This window comes from Parvibaculum sp. (assembly GCF_040882025.1).
In the GTDB taxonomy this organism is placed as follows: Bacteria; Pseudomonadota; Alphaproteobacteria; order Parvibaculales; family Parvibaculaceae; genus Parvibaculum.
The window spans coordinates 1-17,859 of record NZ_JBBECC010000071.1 but is presented as its reverse complement, the minus strand read 5'-3'; the positions used below and the strand labels follow the sequence as shown (position 1 = coordinate 17,859).

Genomic DNA, 17,859 nt, shown 5'->3' with positions numbered 1-17,859 from the left:
CCTTCCGCCCACATTCTTGAACATACGCGCCCAACATTTGGCGCCGAAGTATCTTCATATTCAGACCTTGCGCGTGCGCCCGAAAAAGGGATCGCAGGATATCAAACATCTTGAGTCTCCGAAGTCGCCTTCGCCTCGACTTCACCAAGACTGCCCGAACGAATGATCCGACCGTGCTCGAGACGATGAACCACATCGCATGTAGAGACAGTCGTCAGTCGGTGCGCAATCATGATCAATGTCTTGTGCCCCGACAACGCCCGCACAGCTTCCATAATCGCCTTCTCGGTTTCTGTGTCCAGCGCGGCCGTGGCTTCGTCCAGAACCAACAACTCGGGATCGTGATAAAGTGCACGCGCGATACCTACCCGTTGCCGCTGTCCGCCCGACAATCGAACCCCATGCTCGCCTACCATTGTGTCAAGTCCGTCGGGTAGCGCTTCGATCAGGGAATCGAGCTGCGCCATTCCCACAGCTCTGGCAACCGCGAGATCATCAATTTCTTCTCGCCGCATGCCGAAGGCGACATTCTCGCGAAGCGTCTGGTCGGCGAGATAGATGCTCTGCGGTACATAGCCGACATTGCGCTGCCACGCGCGGACATTTCCGAAGATGCTCCGTCCGTCAGCAAGGATGTCACCACGCGTCGGCGTCAGTAGCCCGAGAACAAGATCGATCAATGTCGTCTTGCCGGAGCCGGAGGTACCGATAATCCCGATGCTCTGGCCTCGCGTAATATCGAGCGTCACGTCATTAAGTGCCTCGCTTTCGGCTCCCGCATACTGAAACGACACGTTGGCGATCCGCAGGCGTTCAAAGCGATCATGGATTGTATCAAAGTCGCTCGAATGGCGTTGATACAATTCTGCGCCCACAAGCTCAGCGTACAAAGTGTCGATGACGGGCCGGCAATAGCGGAGTTGCTGTCCCGCACCCAGTATCTTGTTCAGCGATGGCATAGTACGCAGTGCCGCCGCACCAAACAACGCGAGCGTCGGGACGCTCTCTTTGAACACCGCGCCGTTCAGGACAAGAACCGCGAACAGGACGACAACGGTGACGACAGCCACCGTTTCCAGCCAAACCACAGGCATCTGGCCCAGAAAGAAACTGCGCCCTTCATAGCGAGATCTTCCCGTCGCATGCTCGGCAAACGCCGCGTGGAAGAAGTCCTCGCGGCCCAGGACTTTCACATCCTTGATTCCCCCAAGACCCTGCTGCGCCTGCTTGAGCCTCTGCATATCGTGATGCTGGCGAGCCTTTCCCCACCTGATGAGCCGGTGTTGGACAAGCATGTAGAATACGACGCTACTGCTGCCGAAGACGGCGACCACAGCAAGTGTTACCCCAAAATTTACAAACAGAAGAAAGGAGAAGATCGTCAAAAGCACGATGGCTTCGGCGCAGATCAGCAATGCCGGCATGAGAACCAGCAGACTGAACAAATCCGATTCAGTCGTGATGTTTCTGATCAGCTCTGCGGAATTTCGCTGAAGGTGAAACGCATAGGGCTTCAACAGATAAGCGCGATAGAGCCGCTGGGCGATCTCGGCTTGTTGGCGAAAGGAAAACCATGCTTGTGTGTACACCAGAGCGACGCGATAGAAATTCTTGAGGACGTACGCGGCGGCAAGACACCCGAGGAGAACTAGTGACAGGTTGGACGCCGTCGGATCGCCAAGAAATTCACTGAAGCGTCTCAAGGGCTCATATTCCGCGACCGCACCAGGACTGATGAGTATGGTCATCACAGGCAGAACTAGACCGATACCCATAACCTCCAGAATCGATCCGACAACCATCATGCCAAACAATCCTGCAAGCACGCGGCGCGACGACGGGCCGACGATTGCCAGCGCTTTTCCGAAATCCCGCCATATCGGATTTCGCATCATACTCCTCCGTCGCGGAACCCGGTCGAAGCGCCCGTCTGCTGCCCGACCCGGATGAGATACTGAGGTGCCAGAAATCGTTCAAGCAGACCGCCGGAAAGCTTGATGCCCCACCAACGGCGCGAGTTCGGCGCAATGCCTCCCGATTCGATCACCTGGAGCACAAGACCGGAGCATGTCATCAGTTCGATTGCCGTCTTCTTGACAAAAAACCGCAGATGGGTCCGGTCGAGAACTCCGGCGTCCTGCAACTCCCATTGCCCTCTCAATAGAAGCGGAAGTGCAACCCTGAAATAATTGACGTTCGGCAGACTCGCAACGATCACACCGTTGGGTTTGAGCAAGGCGTGCAATCGGTGAATCATCTGCCATGGATCGACCAGATGTTCGAGCACATCGAGGCACAGGATCACGTCGAATTCCGCCCAGTGCCCCGGGAAATTCATCTGAGTGACATCGCCCTGCAGGACTTCATCCGCTGTACTTCTTGCGTCGACGGCAGCGCGTGCGTCCAACTCGACACCGGCTGAGAACAAAACCTGACGCACATGCTTCAACGCCGCCATCGTGCCGCCAGCACCCATGCCGATTTCCAACACGCGCTCGCATTTCGTCGGCAGGAGATGAAAAACGTCGCGCCTGACATGCGCATGATAACTCTTGCCATCAGGCGGACGTATCGTCGTGTCAAGATACCCAGTCATTGCGGACTCTCACACGAGACATTTGCCCAAGCGAATCTGCTCCTGATTGGATAGTGATCTGAACCGCCCGCGTCGGGCACGACCGACGAATTGGTTGCGACAAAGTGATCATTGAAGAATATATGATCGATTCGGACCATAGATGGCAGCAACCGGCCAAGTCTTCGTCCCGGCGCCGGAAAGGTGGCGCCCAGGCCGAAGCCCGCCTCTTCATGCGCATTGCGGAGGAAGCGGCGCAGATAGGCGTAGGGCGCACTGCGCTCTGTCAGGTTGAAGTCGCCGACCGCCAGCGCCGGGGCGTCCTGCATTCGCATGTCTTCGGCAAGCATCGCCACAAACCGGTGCTGGGGCGCGGGCCCATCGAATGTCTTGGGCGCGCGCAAGGTCCATAGATGAATGTCGCCGCAAGGCAGATGCGCGACCGCCTTCTGTATACCGCGCAGAGGCGGTAAAGGCGTTAACGGAAAGCGGCTGAGAATGGCAAGCCCCATGCCCGGCTCCAGCACCGCGTGAACCGGCGCGCCGCCATAGAGCCCGCCGATACGCGCCTCAAGCGCCTCCATGAGGTGGAACTCCTGCAGGAACAGAATGTCCGGCCGCACCTCCAGGATGACGGAGGCCATGGCATCCACATCCTTGTTTCGTCCCATCACGCTATAGCTCATCACCGTGAAGCTCTCGCCGGCCGCAGGCGGCGGCGCGCCGAGGCGCGGCAGATATTGCGGCAGATAGGGCACGCCAAGCAGCAGTGCCAGCGGTAGCGACAGGGCGGCCAGCCGCCAGCGCCGCTGCCACAGCGCCAATGCCACGGCCGCCGCCAGCCCCAGCGCAATCCAGTAGACAAAGGCGATCATGAGCCGCACCGGCAGCAGCGCGTCGCCGGTCGCCAGCCAGAGAGCCAGCCCCACCAGCACCAACCCGGCATAAGCCCAAGCTGCCAGCGCCGCCGCACCGGCAAGTCCCCGCCGCCAACGGCTCCGCGCAGCCCACTGTCCAAGGCGGTGCAGAAAGGCGAAAAGCTTGTCGGGTCGGCGCATCGAAAGCGAGTCCGGTCTGACGCGGCCGCACACGGCCTTCGGTTGGCTTTCGGGCAGTATTGGCCATAAATCGAAACGACAACAGGCAGAACGCCTCGCTAAGCGGCGAAAAACGCTGCTACAAAATATCTTCAAGCCAGAAAGCGCCAGAAACGGAAGAAGAATGACACCGGCCTCCTCTCCCCTCCATCGCCATTTCGCCTTCTGGGGCCTGATGCTGCTCGTTGCCTGGGCGCCGCTGCCGCTTGGTAGCAATCGGCCTTGGAGCGCGGCGCTGCTGACGGGACTTGCCGGGCTCTTGCTGCTGGGACTTGCTGCCGGCAATCTCCACAGCGGCCGACGGCCGGCCGTCGACTGGCGCCGCCTGCGACTGCCTCTTCTCCTAGCCGGTTTCACCCTCGCTTGGGCGGTCGTCCAGTGGTCGACCTGGACGCCCGCAGCCTGGCATCACCCCATCTGGCAACAGGCGTCGACCGCACTCGGCATGCCGCTCAAGGGCCGCATCACGGTCAATCCGGATGCAACCCTCGCCGCGCTCATGAATCTCGGCGGCTATCTGGCTATTTTCTGGGTAGCGCTGGAAACGGCGCGCGACCGCCGTCGCGCCGCGCTGGCGCTCAACATCTTCGTCGGCATCGGCGCCGCTTATGCTGCCTATGGCCTGGCCGCGTTCTTCGCCGGCAACGAGACGATCCTTTTCATGCGGAAATGGGACTATTTCGACGCCCTGACAGCGACCTTCGTCAACCGCAATTCCTATGCAACCTATGCCGGCCTCGGCCTGCTCTGTGCTGTCGGCCTCCTTATCGACGAGGCGCGAAATCTCGCGCCGCGAGGGGGCGGCCACCGCCCGTTTGCGAGCCGCCCGAACCGCGCCGTCTTTCTCCGTCTGTTGCCGCTGCTCGCCGCCTCGTTGCTCATCGGCACAGCCCTTGTGCTCACCGGTTCGCGGGCGGGCGTCGCCGGCACTGCCGCCGCGTTGCTGGCGCTACCGGCACTGGCCATGCTTGGCGGCCGCGGCGGCCGGCTCCGGCACGCCGTCATCGCCGTGCCGGTTCTCGCGGCCCTTCTCGCCATCCTCCTTTTTGCCGGCAACCCGCTGATGGAACGGTTCGAAAAGGACCCGTTGGCGACCGACCGGCTGCCCGCCTTCGCACTCTCCCTGCGTGCCGTCGAAGATGCGCCTTGGCTCGGAACGGGCTATGGCGCGTTCCACGAAACTTTCGCCAGCCATCGCGACCTGTCCGTGTCGAGCCCCTCGAGCTGGAAAAAGGCGCACAATACCTATCTGGAAAACATGCTGGGTCTCGGCGTTCCGGCGGCGCTTTCCCTGAATCTTGCAATTCTGCTGGTCGCCGCCAGCGCCCTCCGGGCAATCCCTTCGCGGCGGCGAAGCCGCATCTTCCCGATGCTTGCCGTTGCCGCCACCGTCCTTGTCGGCCTTCACGCGCTCGTGGACTTCAGCCTTGAAATCCCTGCCATTGCGGCGACCTATGCTTTCATCATGGGGGTCGGCGCCGCCCAGACATTTCGGAGCGACCAGATAGTATGGCCCGAAGAGCTTCCGGATGTCAGCGCCCGGAGTTCGATAACTGCGTAGCAAGTCCGGCGATACGTGCACCGTCGGCATCCGGGTCCGGAAGAAGGTGCCGCAACCTTTCGCGTTCGTCCGGAAGCAGCGCGATGTAGAGTTCGGCCAGTCCGCGCAGGTGCCGCCCCCGCCACAGCAGCGTCGCCTGCGCCCTGGCGTCGTCCCGCGCCTCGGGCGGCAAATCCTCCCATCCGCGCAGATAGACTTGAAGCCGCCGCATGGCGTCCGGGATTTCAAGACGTCCGGTCATCCACGATAGCCTGAGTGCTTCAAGGACGAGCGAATTGACGCCATTTGTCGAGAACTCGGCATGGGCCAGCCGCGACCAGGAGTCGGTCCTGAGCGGCGCCAGCGCCGCTGCGACAACCAATTGGTCGCGGCCCTCGCGCACAAGGGCGTCGTCCAGCAGTCTGAGTCCGAGAGCGACCTCGACGACACCCAGCCTGTTCCGGAGTTCGGGTGAAGATGCATGCCGGTGGGTGGCCACCCGATAGGCCCGGGCCAGAACGGCAAGTTCACCGGTGGAAAGCACCGCGCCCTCTCCCATCGACCAGTATCGGCCGTCCTGGGGCAGCGCGACTGAATAGGCCCAGAAGCGGGGCGCAGCCAGAAGAAACAGCAAAGCCCCGGCAAAGATCGGGGCCGCCTGCCAGAAGCGTCCGCCGGCCGGCGCCCGCCGGCTTCTTGCGTCCGCTGCCTCAGTTCGAGTGGTAGCCACTATAGTTGCCGTAGTAATATCCGCTGTCGCCATAGCCGTATTTTCGTTGCTGGCTCATATCGACCTGGGCCAGAACGACGCCGGCTAGCGGCAGCCCGAAATTGAAGAACTCGCGCAAGGCGTTGCGCGCCGCGGCCTTGGGCGTCTCGTTCCAGCGCACGATGAAAAGCGTTGTGTCGACGAGCCTTGCCAATGTCAGCGTATCTGATACGGGCAGAACGGGCGCCGAGTCGACCACCACGAGGTCGTATTGCAGCTTGAGCTGCTCCATCAGTTCCCGCATATGCTGCGAGCTGAGCAGCTCTGCGGGATTGGAAGTCCCGGCGGCGACCGGGATGCAGTCGACCCCCGACGCCTCGTGATGCAGCATCGCCTCTTCCAGCGAAACCTGGCGCGCCAGATGCTCGACAAGGCCGACCGTCGGCCTGGGTAAACCGAGCGCTGCCGCCACTTTCGGCCGCCTGAGATCGCAATCGACAACCACCGTCCTCATTCCGGCACGCGCACCCGATATGGCGAAGCTGACGGCAGCGGTCGTCTTTCCCTCGCCCGGCAGGGCAGAGGTGAAAAGCACCACCCGGGGCGGGTGATCGACATTCGAAAGTGTCAGCGCGGTTCTGAGGCTGCGGAAGGCCTCGGAATAGGACGAAAGAGGTTTCTTAAGCAGGTAGCTATGCGGACCTTCCCGGCCGCCAGCCTCCTTCGAGCCGACAAAAGGAATCACGCCGAGGCTCACGACGCCGAGCATCTCCTCCACCTGCGCGGTCGTATGGATGCTGTCATCGAGCAATTCGAGCGCCAATGCGCAGGCAAGGCCAGCGCCGATCGACAGGATCAGGGCAGCCGCAAGCAAAACCCTCGTCTTGGGATAGCTCGGCGCCGTCGGCACCCGCGCCTCCGATATGACACGCGCGTCCGGCGTCTGCAGATCTTCCTGTTCGCTGGTCTGCCGAAACCGCGTCAGGAACGATTCATAGAGTGTTCGCGTCGCAGCCGCCTCGCGTTCGAGGGCTCGCAATTGGACGAACGCTTGGTTGTCGCCGGAGGCACGTTGGCGAAGCCCGTCCAGACTGCCTTCGAGCGACTGCACCCGCGTCGCGGCAATGTCGACTTCGTTGCGAACATTCTCCAGAATACGGCCCGTCTCATTGGCAATCTCGCGGGCGAGGTCACGCTGTTCGGCATCCACTTTCAATATTTCGGGGTGCCGCGGTCCATAGCGCGAGGAGAGCTCCGCCTGCCGCCGCGCAAGCTCGGCCTGCTGCTGCCGGAGCCCACCAATGACGCCGGAACTCATTACCTCGCCGGCGGTTTCGACAGATCCACCCTGGCGCACCAGTTGCTGCAACCTCTGGTAGCGCACCTGCTTGGCGGCAAGGTCGGCGCGCGCGGTGATAAGCTGGCTGTTCAGCTCGGACAATTGCTGGTCGTTGAGCGTCCCGCCCTCGGTGTTGGCGCTCAGCAAATCGTTCTCGGCCCGGAATATTTCGACGGCCCGCTCGGATTCATCGAGCTGAACGCGCAGCTCGGCCAGCCGCGCATCGAGCCACTCGGTCGCTTGACGGGTTGCCTGAAACTTGGCCTCGAGTTGATCGACGACATAGGCATCGGCCACTGCATTGGCGATCAGCGCCGCCTTTCCCCGATCGGTCGATGTAAAACCGATGTCGATAGAAGCAACCTGCGCCCTGGGAACGATCTCCAGCGCCCGCCGAACCGCATCGAAAACGGCCTCCGCCTCTACGCGTGCCCGTTCCTCGGGCGACAACACTGCCGCATTGTCACGGACAAAAATAAGCAACCACGAACGCGGGCTCAGAAGCTTCGGTCCCGAAGCACCCAGCATGGGATTGAACTCCGGGTCGGAACTCAAATCGAGCTTCTCGATCACGCGTCCGGTCACCGCCCGCGACCGGATGATCTCGGCCTGGGCGTTGAGAACGACCGCATTGGGCGAAAGGTCAGACAAGACCGACGGCATGTCGACAATCTGGGTGCGTCGCGTATCGATCATCACGGTCGTCGTCGCAGTGTATCGAGGCGTGATCTGCCATATGACGGCAGTCGCGACGGCCATCAGCGCGGCGGTGATGATCAGCACCAGCCACATCCGCCGACGCGCGATGGCCAGCAACTTGTGAATGTCGAGAACCGCGCCGTCGGAAGCATCGAACGGCGCCACGCCATACCCGCGCATGGGCTCGCTCTCGCGCGGCTTTTCTCCCGAACTCATAATATTCATCTGACCGCATCCGGACCAGCGCGGCGCGCACCGGTCATCGAAGGAAAATCAAAGGCCGCGAAACCGGCTCCCGGTCGCGCGGCCTTCTTGTCCGGTTTCATCATGGCCACGCCGCCATGTCACGGCAATCAGCGCTGCAGAGTGAGCGAAAGTCCGACCCTGTTTTCGGTATAGTCCCGGCCCGCCACATTCGACTCGCGGGTGCCATAGTCGTATCCGAGCCGAAGCGAAACGTTCCGGTTCATCAAATAGCGCACCCCGACACCGGCATCGAGGTAATCCTCGTTTTGTGTCGTTCCTTCATAGTCGTCGTTCTGGAACCGAAGCGCGCCTGAGAGCTGCACATTACGCATCAATTCATGATCGACCCCGACCCTGGCATATTGGCTGAGACGGCCGCCGACACCCACAGATGTCGATTCGTCAACACTCGAGCCCGCGCCGAAGGTGACAGTCGTCAACGGCGTCATCGACCAGGAAATATCGGCGTTATAGGCAAGTCCGCTCACATTCCGAAACGCCGGCGAGTCGTATTCCTGCTCGAGATAGCCGACGGCAACCTCACCGCTGACGAGCCGGGTAATCGCGAAGGTGACACCGCCCTGAACCGCATAGCCCTCGGAATCACGGCTATTGGGAACCGCGGGCGGCTGCAGATCGTAGCGCACCTGGTTGAGCCGACCTTCGACAAAGACGTTCATGTCGGGCGAGACGTCGTAACCGAGCCGCAACCGCTGCTCGTATTCCTCTCGATCACGACCGTCATTGTTGATCGGGGGGCCAACGGTTGCGGGAACGGTATCGAAGTCCAGCTGCGAATAGGACGCCCCAAGGGTGCCGGTCATCCGATTGAAACGCTGGTTCAGTTCGATGCTACCGCTGAGAGCAGAAAAAGGCGTCGGCTCGGCGGCCGTGGCAAGCGCCAGCGGTTCCCCTCGTTCCTCGTGCAATTCGGCATATTCGACCTCGCCGACGACATTCGTGTCGCGTGTGATATCGAGCCGCCCGTCGGCGCCAACCCGCCAGTTCGTGTGATCTTCGCTGCTGTTGCTATCGTAAAACCGGCTCTGCACCCCGGCGTGAAGGTTCAGCGCATGGCGGCTCCATGCCGACTCGACCAAAACCTGCGGCTGCACCGTCAGAATGAGATCGTCTTCGGTATTGCTCTCGGTGCGGAAGATGTTGTCACTATAGACCGCACTCGTGGTCAGCGACGGCAGAACAACGAAACTGCCGGCCCTGATCCCCAGTGGCTCATACCCTGCTCCCGGATCTGCTTCCTGCGCGCCTGCGGACACGATGGATGCACCCAAGGCCATGGCCACGAAAAACGGACCGGTCTTCCCGATAGACATACTTCAAATCCCCTGCTGTTTGACGACCCGCAGCCGGACAGATCACGTCCGATACGGCACACACCCCGCCGACGACGCTTCCGGCGCTTTCATGAAATCCCAAGCCCGTCAGGCAAGGAATCCCGGCGCGAGCAATTGCCTCAATGTCAGTTGGCGCTCTTGTCCCCGGTGCTCTCCTCGAAAAGACTGTTATCGCGCGCGGCAATCACCGACGCCGTCATACCGGCGGTCTCGGCAAAAGCCAGTTCGACGGCCTCGGGCATCGTCGTCACAATCGCGGCGATCTGGCTTGCTGCGGTCGGGTTTGTTTCGTTGAGCGCCGCAACCGCCGCGCCGAGCCCGTTTCCGACCGCCGCCAGCCGTGCATCGCTCAGGGGCGGCGATAGCGCCGCGATCTTGTCGGCGATGAGCTGTGCGGCGGCGACCGGATCCTCGGCCCCGAGAACGATGGCGGCGACCGCCTCGGCAAACTCTTCATCCGTCATCGTCGTGTCTGCCAACACGGCGTCGATGTCGTCTGCAACATCCGCCATAACGGGTGTCGCAGTCATGACAACCGGCGCAAGGGCCATGAGGGCAATTGCAAAAGCGGGCGCAAGAAATTGTCTGATCATATCGATCTTCTCCCGGTTGGCGCGGCGCGCGCATATATCGCCAGGCGCGTTCAAACGCCGGAATTACCCGGAAAATCTACCACAGCCCCCAAAATGTCCCAAGGCGAAACGCGGAGAATGCCGGCCACTGCGGTCGTTTCATCCGACGAATCGCGACGCTGCGTGTCTTCGCGGCAACGTCGCGCATTGGTCTTAACCATGCATGGGTGCCCCAGCCATCGACAACTGCACGACAACCCGAATGTTCGCGCGCCCTACAACCGCAAGCGTTCCGGAGGTAGCCTACGGACAGCGTCTCATTGCCTGGCGGACCACTATATTCTGTTGCATCAGAGGCAGGTCAGAAGAATCGTTCGGGAATTCGGATGACATCGCCAGGTTGTACCGGCGTGGTTTCGAGCTGCCGGACGTCCTGTTCGCCCTGGCTTCGCTCGCGAGCCACAAAAACGCGCGTATCGTCGGCCCGGTAGGTGTAGCCGCCGGCAACCGCGATGGCATTGAGCACCGTCATTCCGCTGGTGTAGGGATATTCGCCAGGCTTCACGACCTCGCCCATGATGTAGAAGGGCCTGTAGTTGAGGACTTCAGCGCTGACCCGCGGATCGGTCAGATAACCCTCACGAAGTTTCATCTCCACGGCCCGCTCGAAATCGTGAAGCGTCAGCCCCTTCGCGTTGACCTGACCGATCAGCGGCAAGGCAACCCGGCCGGTGCCGGAAACATCGAATTCGCCCGACAGATCCGGCTCGCCATAGACGATGAGTCGCAACCGGTCGCCCGAACCGAGCCGGTATTCAACTGAGGCTGGCTCAGCAACGACCGGCGCGCCTGATCCGGCACGCGGACCGCCGCCGCAGGCGGTCAGAAGAACGCTCATTATCAGCAGCGATATCGCCGCAAGCCATTGCTGCATCGACGGAATCCGCGACCGCATTGACAAAACCGCATGTCCTGCGGTCACAAGTCGGTTCATTGGGAAGCCTCCACCGGTTTCCATCCGTTCGCACAATGGAAAATTGCCCCGCGCCTCGCGATCGACGACGCCGATGTCCATTTAACTAACATCATTTGCGCACACAAAGCAGTGTTTCGATCCAAAAACACCTTGCTTTCTGCCGCGCTGGTTAATTTGCCGCGGCCGCCGGCACCTCGCCGGTCTGGATCAGACGCCGGCCCTCGCCTTCGAGCACCAGCGCCGTCAGGACGCCGGTCATGTAGGCGCCGGTGTCGACGCCGATGCGGTTCGAACGGAACTCGACCGTTTCGCGCGGCGTATGGCCATGCACCACAATCTTGCCGTAGGAGCTTGAGGAATCGAGGAAATCCTCGCGAATCCAGAGCAGATCTTCTTCGATCTGGCGGCTGAGCGCGATGCCCGGACGGACGCCGGCATGGACGAAAAAGTAGTCGCCGAACTCGGCGGTGAGCGCCAGATTGTCGAGGAAATCCAGATGCTTGCCGGGAAGGACCGCATTGAACCGTTCGCGCGCGTGTTCGAAGGCGGCGGGGTCGTCGGAGAGCGTCAGTTCCTTGATTCCATAGGAGTGCAGCGTCTCGAGGCCGCCGTAATATTTCCAGGTGCGGCCGAAAGCGGCGTCGTCCATGAACTGCCTGAGCGCCAGCTCGTGATTGCCCTTCAGGAAGACGCGCTCGAAACCGGGCGCGAAATCGCCGGTCAGCCGGTCGAGCACCTGGCGCGACTGCAACCCACGATCGACGTAATCGCCGAGGAAAATCAATACCTTGCGTATGTCCGGCGCGGCCGCGGCATCGGCCTCGATCAGCCCGAGAAGTTGGCCCAGCAGATCGTCGCGGCCGTGAATGTCGCCGATCGCGTAAAGCCGCAATCCCGCGGGCACGCAGGGCGGCGCGACAGGCGCGCGCGTGAACGCCTTCCGCAACCGATTGACGATTCCACCCGGCACCAGCCACCTCTTTCAGATTCGGCCCGACACTATCCGCTTTGCCTGCGCAAACAAGGAGATAGCACGCCGCAATCCCGCTGGATTCCGGCCATTCCCGCCAAATCCCGCAATACGCCGCATAGGCGCATCTGTGCCCATGATATATAGAAGAGCCGAAAATCAGGAGACGCCGCCTTGCCGCCAGACCTCAAGACCGCCGCCCGCGCCGACCACCTCACCTCGGCGCGGCGGACACTTTCTCTGGAAATAGAAGGGCTTAACGCCTTGATGGCGTCGCTCGACGGGCCTTTCACCGAAGCCGTGGAAATGCTCGGCGCCGCCACCGGCCGCGTCGTCGTCACCGGCATGGGCAAGTCCGGCCACATCGCGCGCAAGATCGCCGCGACGCTGGCTTCGACCGGCACACCGGCACAGTACGTCCATCCGGGCGAGGCCAGCCACGGCGATCTCGGCATGATCGTCAATGGCGACGCCATCCTCGCCATTTCGAAATCCGGTGAAGTTTCAGAGCTTTACAGCATCATTTCGCATGCAAAACGCTTCGCGATTCCGCTGGTCGCGATCACCCAGGAACGCGGCAGCGTGCTCGGCAGCGCCGCCGACATCGCGCTCTTGCTGCCGAAGGTCGAGGAGGCCTGCCCCAACAAGCTCGCGCCGACGACTTCGACAACGATGCAGCTCGCGCTGGGCGATGCGATCGCCATGGCGCTGATCGAGCGCAAGGGCTTTTCCGCCAAGGATTTCAAGGTCTTCCACCCCGGCGGCAAGCTTGGCGCGATGCTGAGCCATGTGCGCGAGATCATGGAGACCGGCGGCGCCATGCCGCTTGCCCGTCCGCAGACGCCGATGACGGAAGCGCTGGTCATCATGTCGAAAAAGTCCAAGGGTTGCATAGGCTTGACCGACGAAAGCGGCCGCCTGGCGGGCATGATCACCGATGGCGACATCCGCCGCCACTCGGCCGAGGGCCTGCTGGCGAAGACGGCCGGCGAGATCATGAACCGGACGCCGGTGACGGTGAGCCCGGAGATGCTCGCCTCCGAAGCCGTCAACCTCTTGAATCAAAAGAAGATTACCAGCCTGTTCGCGGTCGAGGATGGCAAGCCCGTGGGCATTGTCCATATCCACGACTTCCTGAAAGCGGGCGTCGTTTGACAGCTGACGACGCAGACGCTGCCACAGCGCTGTCATAAACCCGATCGGCCGGCAATTTCTACGCTATTTCAAGGTGATAGAGGGTGGAACCGGCATATGTGACAGCGCAGCCGATTCCCGGCACCCCCCCTCTGTCATCGAACTGTCACAAAACTGTCATAAAATACGACACGGGCATACGGCGCGCATCGCTGCCGCAGCCTGTCGCCGGAACGCGAACCCGGATTGCCGCAGTGGCAAAATCATTCAGGGAGTTTGGGGGGCGGGGATAAGGTCAACTTATCCAGCGTCACGTGGCAACCCGCTGCAAGCACCCTGACCCCGACGACAATGCCGGCGGCAAAAAACTTATCCCCGGATTGGCGGACCCCGGAACAGCACGGCGGACGGCATCCGGCATCGGGCCGCGGCCCGGCACGCACCACCGGTCATCGGCCCTACGTACTTTCCGAGCCTGCTATAGAATCAGGCAAGCTCATACTCTTTATCTTTAAACGCTCGGTTTCAGACAACAGGCTGGCGCTGCGGCAATGGCCGATGACAGTTCGATGGTTGGCGTTTCGATCTCCCATCCGAACACCCCGAATATCGCAGAAGGCACGATTGCCCATGCAGCACCCGTCGGAAAAGGCCGCTGACCGCCATGGATTGAGCGCCGCCGACCCGGAATCGCCGTCCGAGGATGCCCCGGCATCGGGAAAGTCCAATATTGTCAAATATGATTATCTGAACGACTCGAAACTGAGCAAGGCGCTCGCCTACTGGATCCGCAAGCGCGGCACGCGACGCATGCCGCAACGGTCCGACATCGTTCCCGGCGAGATCAAGCCAGTATTGCCCAACATCATGCTCGCCGACGCGATGGAGAACGGCACGCGCTTTCGCTGCCGCCTGGTCGGCACGGCGATCGTCACCGCCTTCGGCGCCGACCTGACCGGAAAATATGTGGGCGAACATGACGGAGGTCCGGCGTCGCTCGGGCCCGACGAATTCACCCGAGAACTCTATCAGATCGCCTGGAAAACACAGACGCCGGTGTTTTCGCGGGGAAAATATATTGCATCGCGGGAAAGCAGCCTGACCGTCAATCGCCTGCTGCTCCCGCTGTCCGAGGACGACAAAGCGCCCAATATCATCATGGCGGTGCTGACTTTCGAATATGAAGGGATCGAACAGGCAACGCTCGGCTTCGGCGTCGAGATCGACCCGTCGGTGAGCTATATCGAAGTCATTGAAAACATCGAGGACCTCGTTCTCGAATAGGGAAAGGCGGCCCGTGCCGCCGGCCCTGCGCTCAACGGGCGGTTCCCAGCCTCGGGATGCGCGGCATCGGGCTCTGCACATCCGCCTCCGCCGAAACACTGACAATGGTGTAGCCAAGCGCTCGCAGACGGCGAATTTGCTTCACCGTCTCGTCATCGGTCGGAACCATGATCCGGGAAACCGCGGCACGCGTTTCGGGCCGCTGATAATAGATGATCTGAACCAAGGGACATCTCCGGAGGCGATGTGAAGTCCTCGCTCAGCTCGGGGGGGCGGGGACTCTGAGCGAGGACTTCGGTCGCACTCTTCCCTTACGGGACGTCCAACTCCAAGAATGCTCGCGCGTTTCGACAGGCCGGAACAGAATCGGAATATACCTAGCGGAAGCGTCGGCGCACCGATGCCGATGCCGATGGACGGGGGGGGGGCACAAAATACTTAACCCCGGAACGGAAATCAGACGACCCGTTTTTCGAGTTCGCCGTCCGGAACGACGCCGGCATCGTCCAGCCCCATGCCGGTATCCGGATCGGCCAGGATGCGGCGAAGCGCTTCCCGTCCCCGGCTCAGCCGGGACATGACCGTGCCGATCGGGACGTCGAGCACATCAGTGGCCTCGCGATAGGTGAGGCCCTCGAGACCGACAAGGAGGACGACCTCGCGCTGCTCCGTCGGCAGCAACCCGAGCGCGCGCTCCATGTCCTGAACTGCCATGATCCCGTGCTGCGCGGCCGGGCAGGCAAGCTCGCCCGCGTAATCGTCGATCGGAACTTCCCGGTCCCGCGCCTTGCGGGCCAGGTGATCGGCACGCACATTATGCAGAATACGGAACAAATAGGCGCGCCAGTTGGCGGTCTCGCGTTCGCTGTTCGCATAGGTCAGCGCGCGCCTCAGACTCTCCTGCACAAGATCGTCCGCATCTTCGGGGTGGCCCACCAGAGCGCGCGCATAGCGTCTGAGATGTCTGATGTGCTCATCCAGATCGTCGACAAAATCACTCAACTGCCTGTCTCCCCGTTCCGGTCCGAGCACGCCGATACTTGCGATACTCAACTGTGTGATCGGCTTTGTGTGACCGTCGCGATCCTTCCATCGGGGTATGACCGTGGGTAGGCCGTTCTGTGGCGAATATATGGCTACACGGAACGCGCGGAGAGGCGTGGAGATTCGGCAACACACGGAAGATGCGTCGCTGCGGTCCGCAAATGCGGAGACGCGAAGAAAACCGCGCAGCTATTGCATCGGTTGCGATTCATGCCCATCTACGCGCGCCTCACAATGTTGCAGCGCTGAAACATTTCTTGAAACAATCAAGTGGTTGCACAGCCGCTTCGCCGGTCACCGACCGGGATTACAAAACATAAGCACGGATGCGTGGCCACTTTCCGATCACATTGGAAGAAACCGGCGCCCGCCCATTTTTTATGCAGCCTCACATTGGTCACACGCATCGGACGGAACGGCACGCCATAGTGATCCTGCCGGAAAACGAAACCGCGACCGCGACAAAGCGCCATGGAGAAGACCATGTGGTCCGCCAGAAAACTTTCAGCACCGTTCAGCCTTCGCCGCTTCGGCGTCGTGCTGCTGCTTGCTGCCGCTATGTTTGTCGCAACCGCATCGGTTGCAGAGGATATGTCGACCGCATCGACGGCGCCGCCGGGCGCCGGCCAGCCGCCGGTGGGCACGGCGCCCTCCGACTACGAGCTCGGCCCCGGCGACAGGGTCAAGATCGTCGTCTACGGCCAGCCCGATCTTTCCGGTCAGTTCCATCTCGATGGCGCGGGCAAGATTTCGATGCCGCTGATAAACGCGATCGATGCGAACGGCTTGTCGGCGACCGCGCTCGAGCAGCGCATCAAGGAAAGGCTGAAACCGGGTTATCTGAAAGACCCGAATGTCAGCGTCGAAGTCCTGACCTATCGCCCCTTCTATATTGTCGGCGAAGTCAGGGCGCCGGGAAGCTACCCCTATGTCAACGGCATGACCGCCATCAACGCCGTCGCGCTCGCAGGCGGCTTCACCTATCGCGCGGATGAAGACGACTTCGAAATCAAGCGCGGCCGCGAAGGCGAAACCGTCGAACTGGAGGCAAGTCCGGAAACCGGCATCCGGCCGGGCGACGTGATCCGAATCAACGAAAGGTGGTTCTGACGATGCCGAACGGAACGCATTGGTCCGGAGAGACACTGCCCGCGACGCAGACGCGCGGCGTACCGAGCCTCGTCCACGAGACGGGATCGACGGACGACCTGATGTCCATGCTCCACAAGCTCTGGCGCCGGCACAGCATCATCGCCGTCGCCGCCGCCGCGACGTTCCTCGTCGCGCTGGTCGCCGTCAAAAGTATGACGCCGCTTTATACCGCGACCGCGGAGGTTCTGATCGGCACGCCGGCCAGCGACATGCTGGCACAGACACCGGGCGAGCGGCCGCGCGTCGACAGCGAAACCGTGCAAAGCCAGGCGCGCATCATCACGTCGCGCACCATCGCGACCCGTGTCGCCGAGCGGCTCGCGCTCGACACCGATCCCGAGTTCAACCCTTATCTGCGGGACCGCCGGACCTGGGCCAATATTTTCTTCGGCACCGCCCCGGCACCGCGCAGCGACGAGGTATCGAAAAAGACGCAACGCGAACGCGTAACGGATGTTCTGCTGTCGAAAGTTTCGGTCGGACCGACCGATCGTTCCTATGTGCTGAACGTTCAGGTGAGTTCGGTCGATCCGCAGCTTGCGGCGCGCGCCGCCAACGCCTTCGCCAATCTCTACACCGAACAGATCCATGTGCACCGGATCGAAACGACGCAACGGGCCAACACCTGGCTCAAGGGACAGCTTGCCGACCTGCGCCGTCAGGTCGACGAGGACGAGCGCGCCGTCGAGGCATACCGCAAGAAGCACGGGCTTTTTCAGGCCAAGACGACGACGGTCAGCACACAGCAACTGGAGGAGCTGAACAGCCAGCTTATCATGGCCGAGAGCGACAGGGCCGAAGCGCAGGCGCGGCTGTCGCAGGCCGAAGCCGTGCTGAATTCGGGGAGCGGACTGGACAGCATTCCGGAAGTCGTCAATTCGCCGCTCATCCAGGCGCTTGAGGAAAAGGAAGCGGATATCCAGCGGGAAGCGGCGGAGCTGTCGGCAACCTTCGGTCCGATGCATCCCCGCATGGAAAACATCAAGGCGCAGCAGCGCGACACGCGGGCAAAGATCCAGACCGAGGTCGGCAAGATCGTCAGCAGCGTGCGCAACGCCGCCCTGACGGCGGATGCCCGCTACCAGGCGCTTTCCACACGTCTGGAGGGCGCCAAATCTGAAGTCAGCCAGTCGAATGTCGATTCCGTGGAGCTGCGCCAGCTCCAGC

The 17,859-nt window shown here is 61.7% G+C and carries 16 protein-coding genes; 5 read left to right on the top strand and 11 right to left on the bottom strand.

What is annotated here, in order from left to right; genetic code table 11:
• Positions 1-101: 101 nt before the first annotated feature.
• From WEB61_RS04610 to WEB61_RS04600, 3 genes are read right to left on the bottom strand one after another with little or no spacing between them, the layout of a single operon-like run.
• The gene (locus WEB61_RS04610; protein WP_368063153.1) at positions 102-1,892 is read right to left on the bottom strand and encodes an ABC transporter ATP-binding protein; all 1,791 of its coding nucleotides are present in this window, start codon (positions 1,890-1,892) and stop codon (positions 102-104) included.
• The gene (locus WEB61_RS04605) at positions 1,892-2,596 is read right to left on the bottom strand and encodes a class I SAM-dependent methyltransferase (protein WP_368063152.1); all 705 of its coding nucleotides are present in this window, start codon (positions 2,594-2,596) and stop codon (positions 1,892-1,894) included. The genes WEB61_RS04610 and WEB61_RS04605 overlap by 1 nt, the downstream gene beginning before the upstream one ends.
• Positions 2,593-3,633: an endonuclease/exonuclease/phosphatase family protein gene (locus tag WEB61_RS04600; RefSeq protein ID WP_368063151.1), complete on the bottom strand. Its 1,041-nt coding sequence runs from the start codon at positions 3,631-3,633 to the stop codon at positions 2,593-2,595. Before WEB61_RS04600 ends, WEB61_RS04605 begins: the two co-directional genes overlap by 4 nt.
• Positions 3,634-3,796: 163 nt before the next feature.
• Here WEB61_RS04600 and WEB61_RS04595 point away from each other — a divergent pair, with 163 nt between their 5' ends.
• Complete coding sequence (locus WEB61_RS04595; protein WP_368063150.1) at positions 3,797-5,233, top strand: O-antigen ligase family protein; 1,437 nt, start codon at positions 3,797-3,799, stop codon at positions 5,231-5,233.
• Here the strand turns inward: WEB61_RS04595 and WEB61_RS04590 are convergent.
• The 6 genes from WEB61_RS04590 to WEB61_RS04565 all read right to left on the bottom strand — a co-directional run bounded on the left by WEB61_RS04590 (position 5,205) and on the right by WEB61_RS04565 (position 12,078).
• Positions 5,205-5,846, bottom strand: a complete 642-nt coding sequence (locus tag WEB61_RS04590; RefSeq protein ID WP_368063149.1) for a hypothetical protein — start codon at positions 5,844-5,846, stop codon at positions 5,205-5,207. The two genes, WEB61_RS04595 and WEB61_RS04590, sit on opposite strands and share 29 nt — an antisense overlap.
• Before the next feature lie 76 nt (positions 5,847-5,922).
• Positions 5,923-8,175 (bottom strand): GumC family protein, encoded by a 2,253-nt coding sequence (locus WEB61_RS04585; protein WP_368063148.1) that lies wholly within the window; start codon positions 8,173-8,175, stop codon positions 5,923-5,925.
• A gap of 137 nt (positions 8,176-8,312) precedes the next feature.
• Positions 8,313-9,539 carry an outer membrane beta-barrel protein gene (locus WEB61_RS04580; RefSeq protein ID WP_368063147.1) on the bottom strand — a complete coding sequence of 409 codons (1,227 nt, stop codon included), beginning with the start codon at positions 9,537-9,539 and terminating at the stop codon, positions 8,313-8,315.
• 146 nt (positions 9,540-9,685) lie between these two features.
• A complete protein-coding gene (locus WEB61_RS04575; protein WP_368063146.1) occupies positions 9,686-10,072 on the bottom strand; it encodes a hypothetical protein in 387 nt (128 codons plus the stop codon).
• Between the two features lie 421 nt (positions 10,073-10,493).
• Complete coding sequence (locus WEB61_RS04570; RefSeq protein WP_368063145.1) at positions 10,494-11,207, bottom strand: polysaccharide biosynthesis/export family protein; 714 nt, start codon at positions 11,205-11,207, stop codon at positions 10,494-10,496.
• Positions 11,208-11,277: 70 nt separating this feature from the next.
• Positions 11,278-12,078 (bottom strand): metallophosphoesterase family protein, encoded by an 801-nt coding sequence (locus WEB61_RS04565; protein ID WP_368063144.1) that lies wholly within the window; start codon positions 12,076-12,078, stop codon positions 11,278-11,280.
• Positions 12,079-12,252: 174 nt separating this feature from the next.
• Between WEB61_RS04565 and WEB61_RS04560 the strand changes: the two genes are divergently transcribed.
• Positions 12,253-13,233: an SIS domain-containing protein gene (locus WEB61_RS04560; RefSeq protein WP_368063143.1), complete on the top strand. Its 981-nt coding sequence runs from the start codon at positions 12,253-12,255 to the stop codon at positions 13,231-13,233.
• 330 nt (positions 13,234-13,563) lie between these two features.
• On the top strand, positions 13,564-14,496 hold the full coding sequence (locus WEB61_RS04555) for a PAS domain-containing protein (protein WP_368063142.1): 933 nt from the start codon (positions 13,564-13,566) through the stop codon (positions 14,494-14,496).
• 31 nt (positions 14,497-14,527) lie between these two features.
• Here WEB61_RS04555 and WEB61_RS04550 read toward each other — a convergent pair whose 3' ends face one another.
• The gene (locus tag WEB61_RS04550) at positions 14,528-14,722 is read right to left on the bottom strand and encodes a hypothetical protein (RefSeq protein ID WP_368063141.1); all 195 of its coding nucleotides are present in this window, start codon (positions 14,720-14,722) and stop codon (positions 14,528-14,530) included.
• A gap of 230 nt (positions 14,723-14,952) precedes the next feature.
• The gene (locus WEB61_RS04545) at positions 14,953-15,498 is read right to left on the bottom strand and encodes an RNA polymerase sigma factor (RefSeq protein ID WP_368063140.1); all 546 of its coding nucleotides are present in this window, start codon (positions 15,496-15,498) and stop codon (positions 14,953-14,955) included.
• A gap of 525 nt (positions 15,499-16,023) precedes the next feature.
• On the opposite strand from WEB61_RS04545, the gene WEB61_RS04540 reads away from it, so the two are divergent.
• Together WEB61_RS04540 and WEB61_RS04535 are read left to right on the top strand one after the other, a co-directional pair.
• On the top strand, positions 16,024-16,650 hold the full coding sequence (locus WEB61_RS04540) for a polysaccharide biosynthesis/export family protein (RefSeq protein WP_368063139.1): 627 nt from the start codon (positions 16,024-16,026) through the stop codon (positions 16,648-16,650).
• A 2-nt stretch (positions 16,651-16,652) separates the two neighbouring features.
• Positions 16,653-17,859 (top strand): GumC family protein (locus tag WEB61_RS04535; RefSeq protein WP_368063138.1); only part of this gene is annotated, 1,207 nt, incomplete at its 3' end.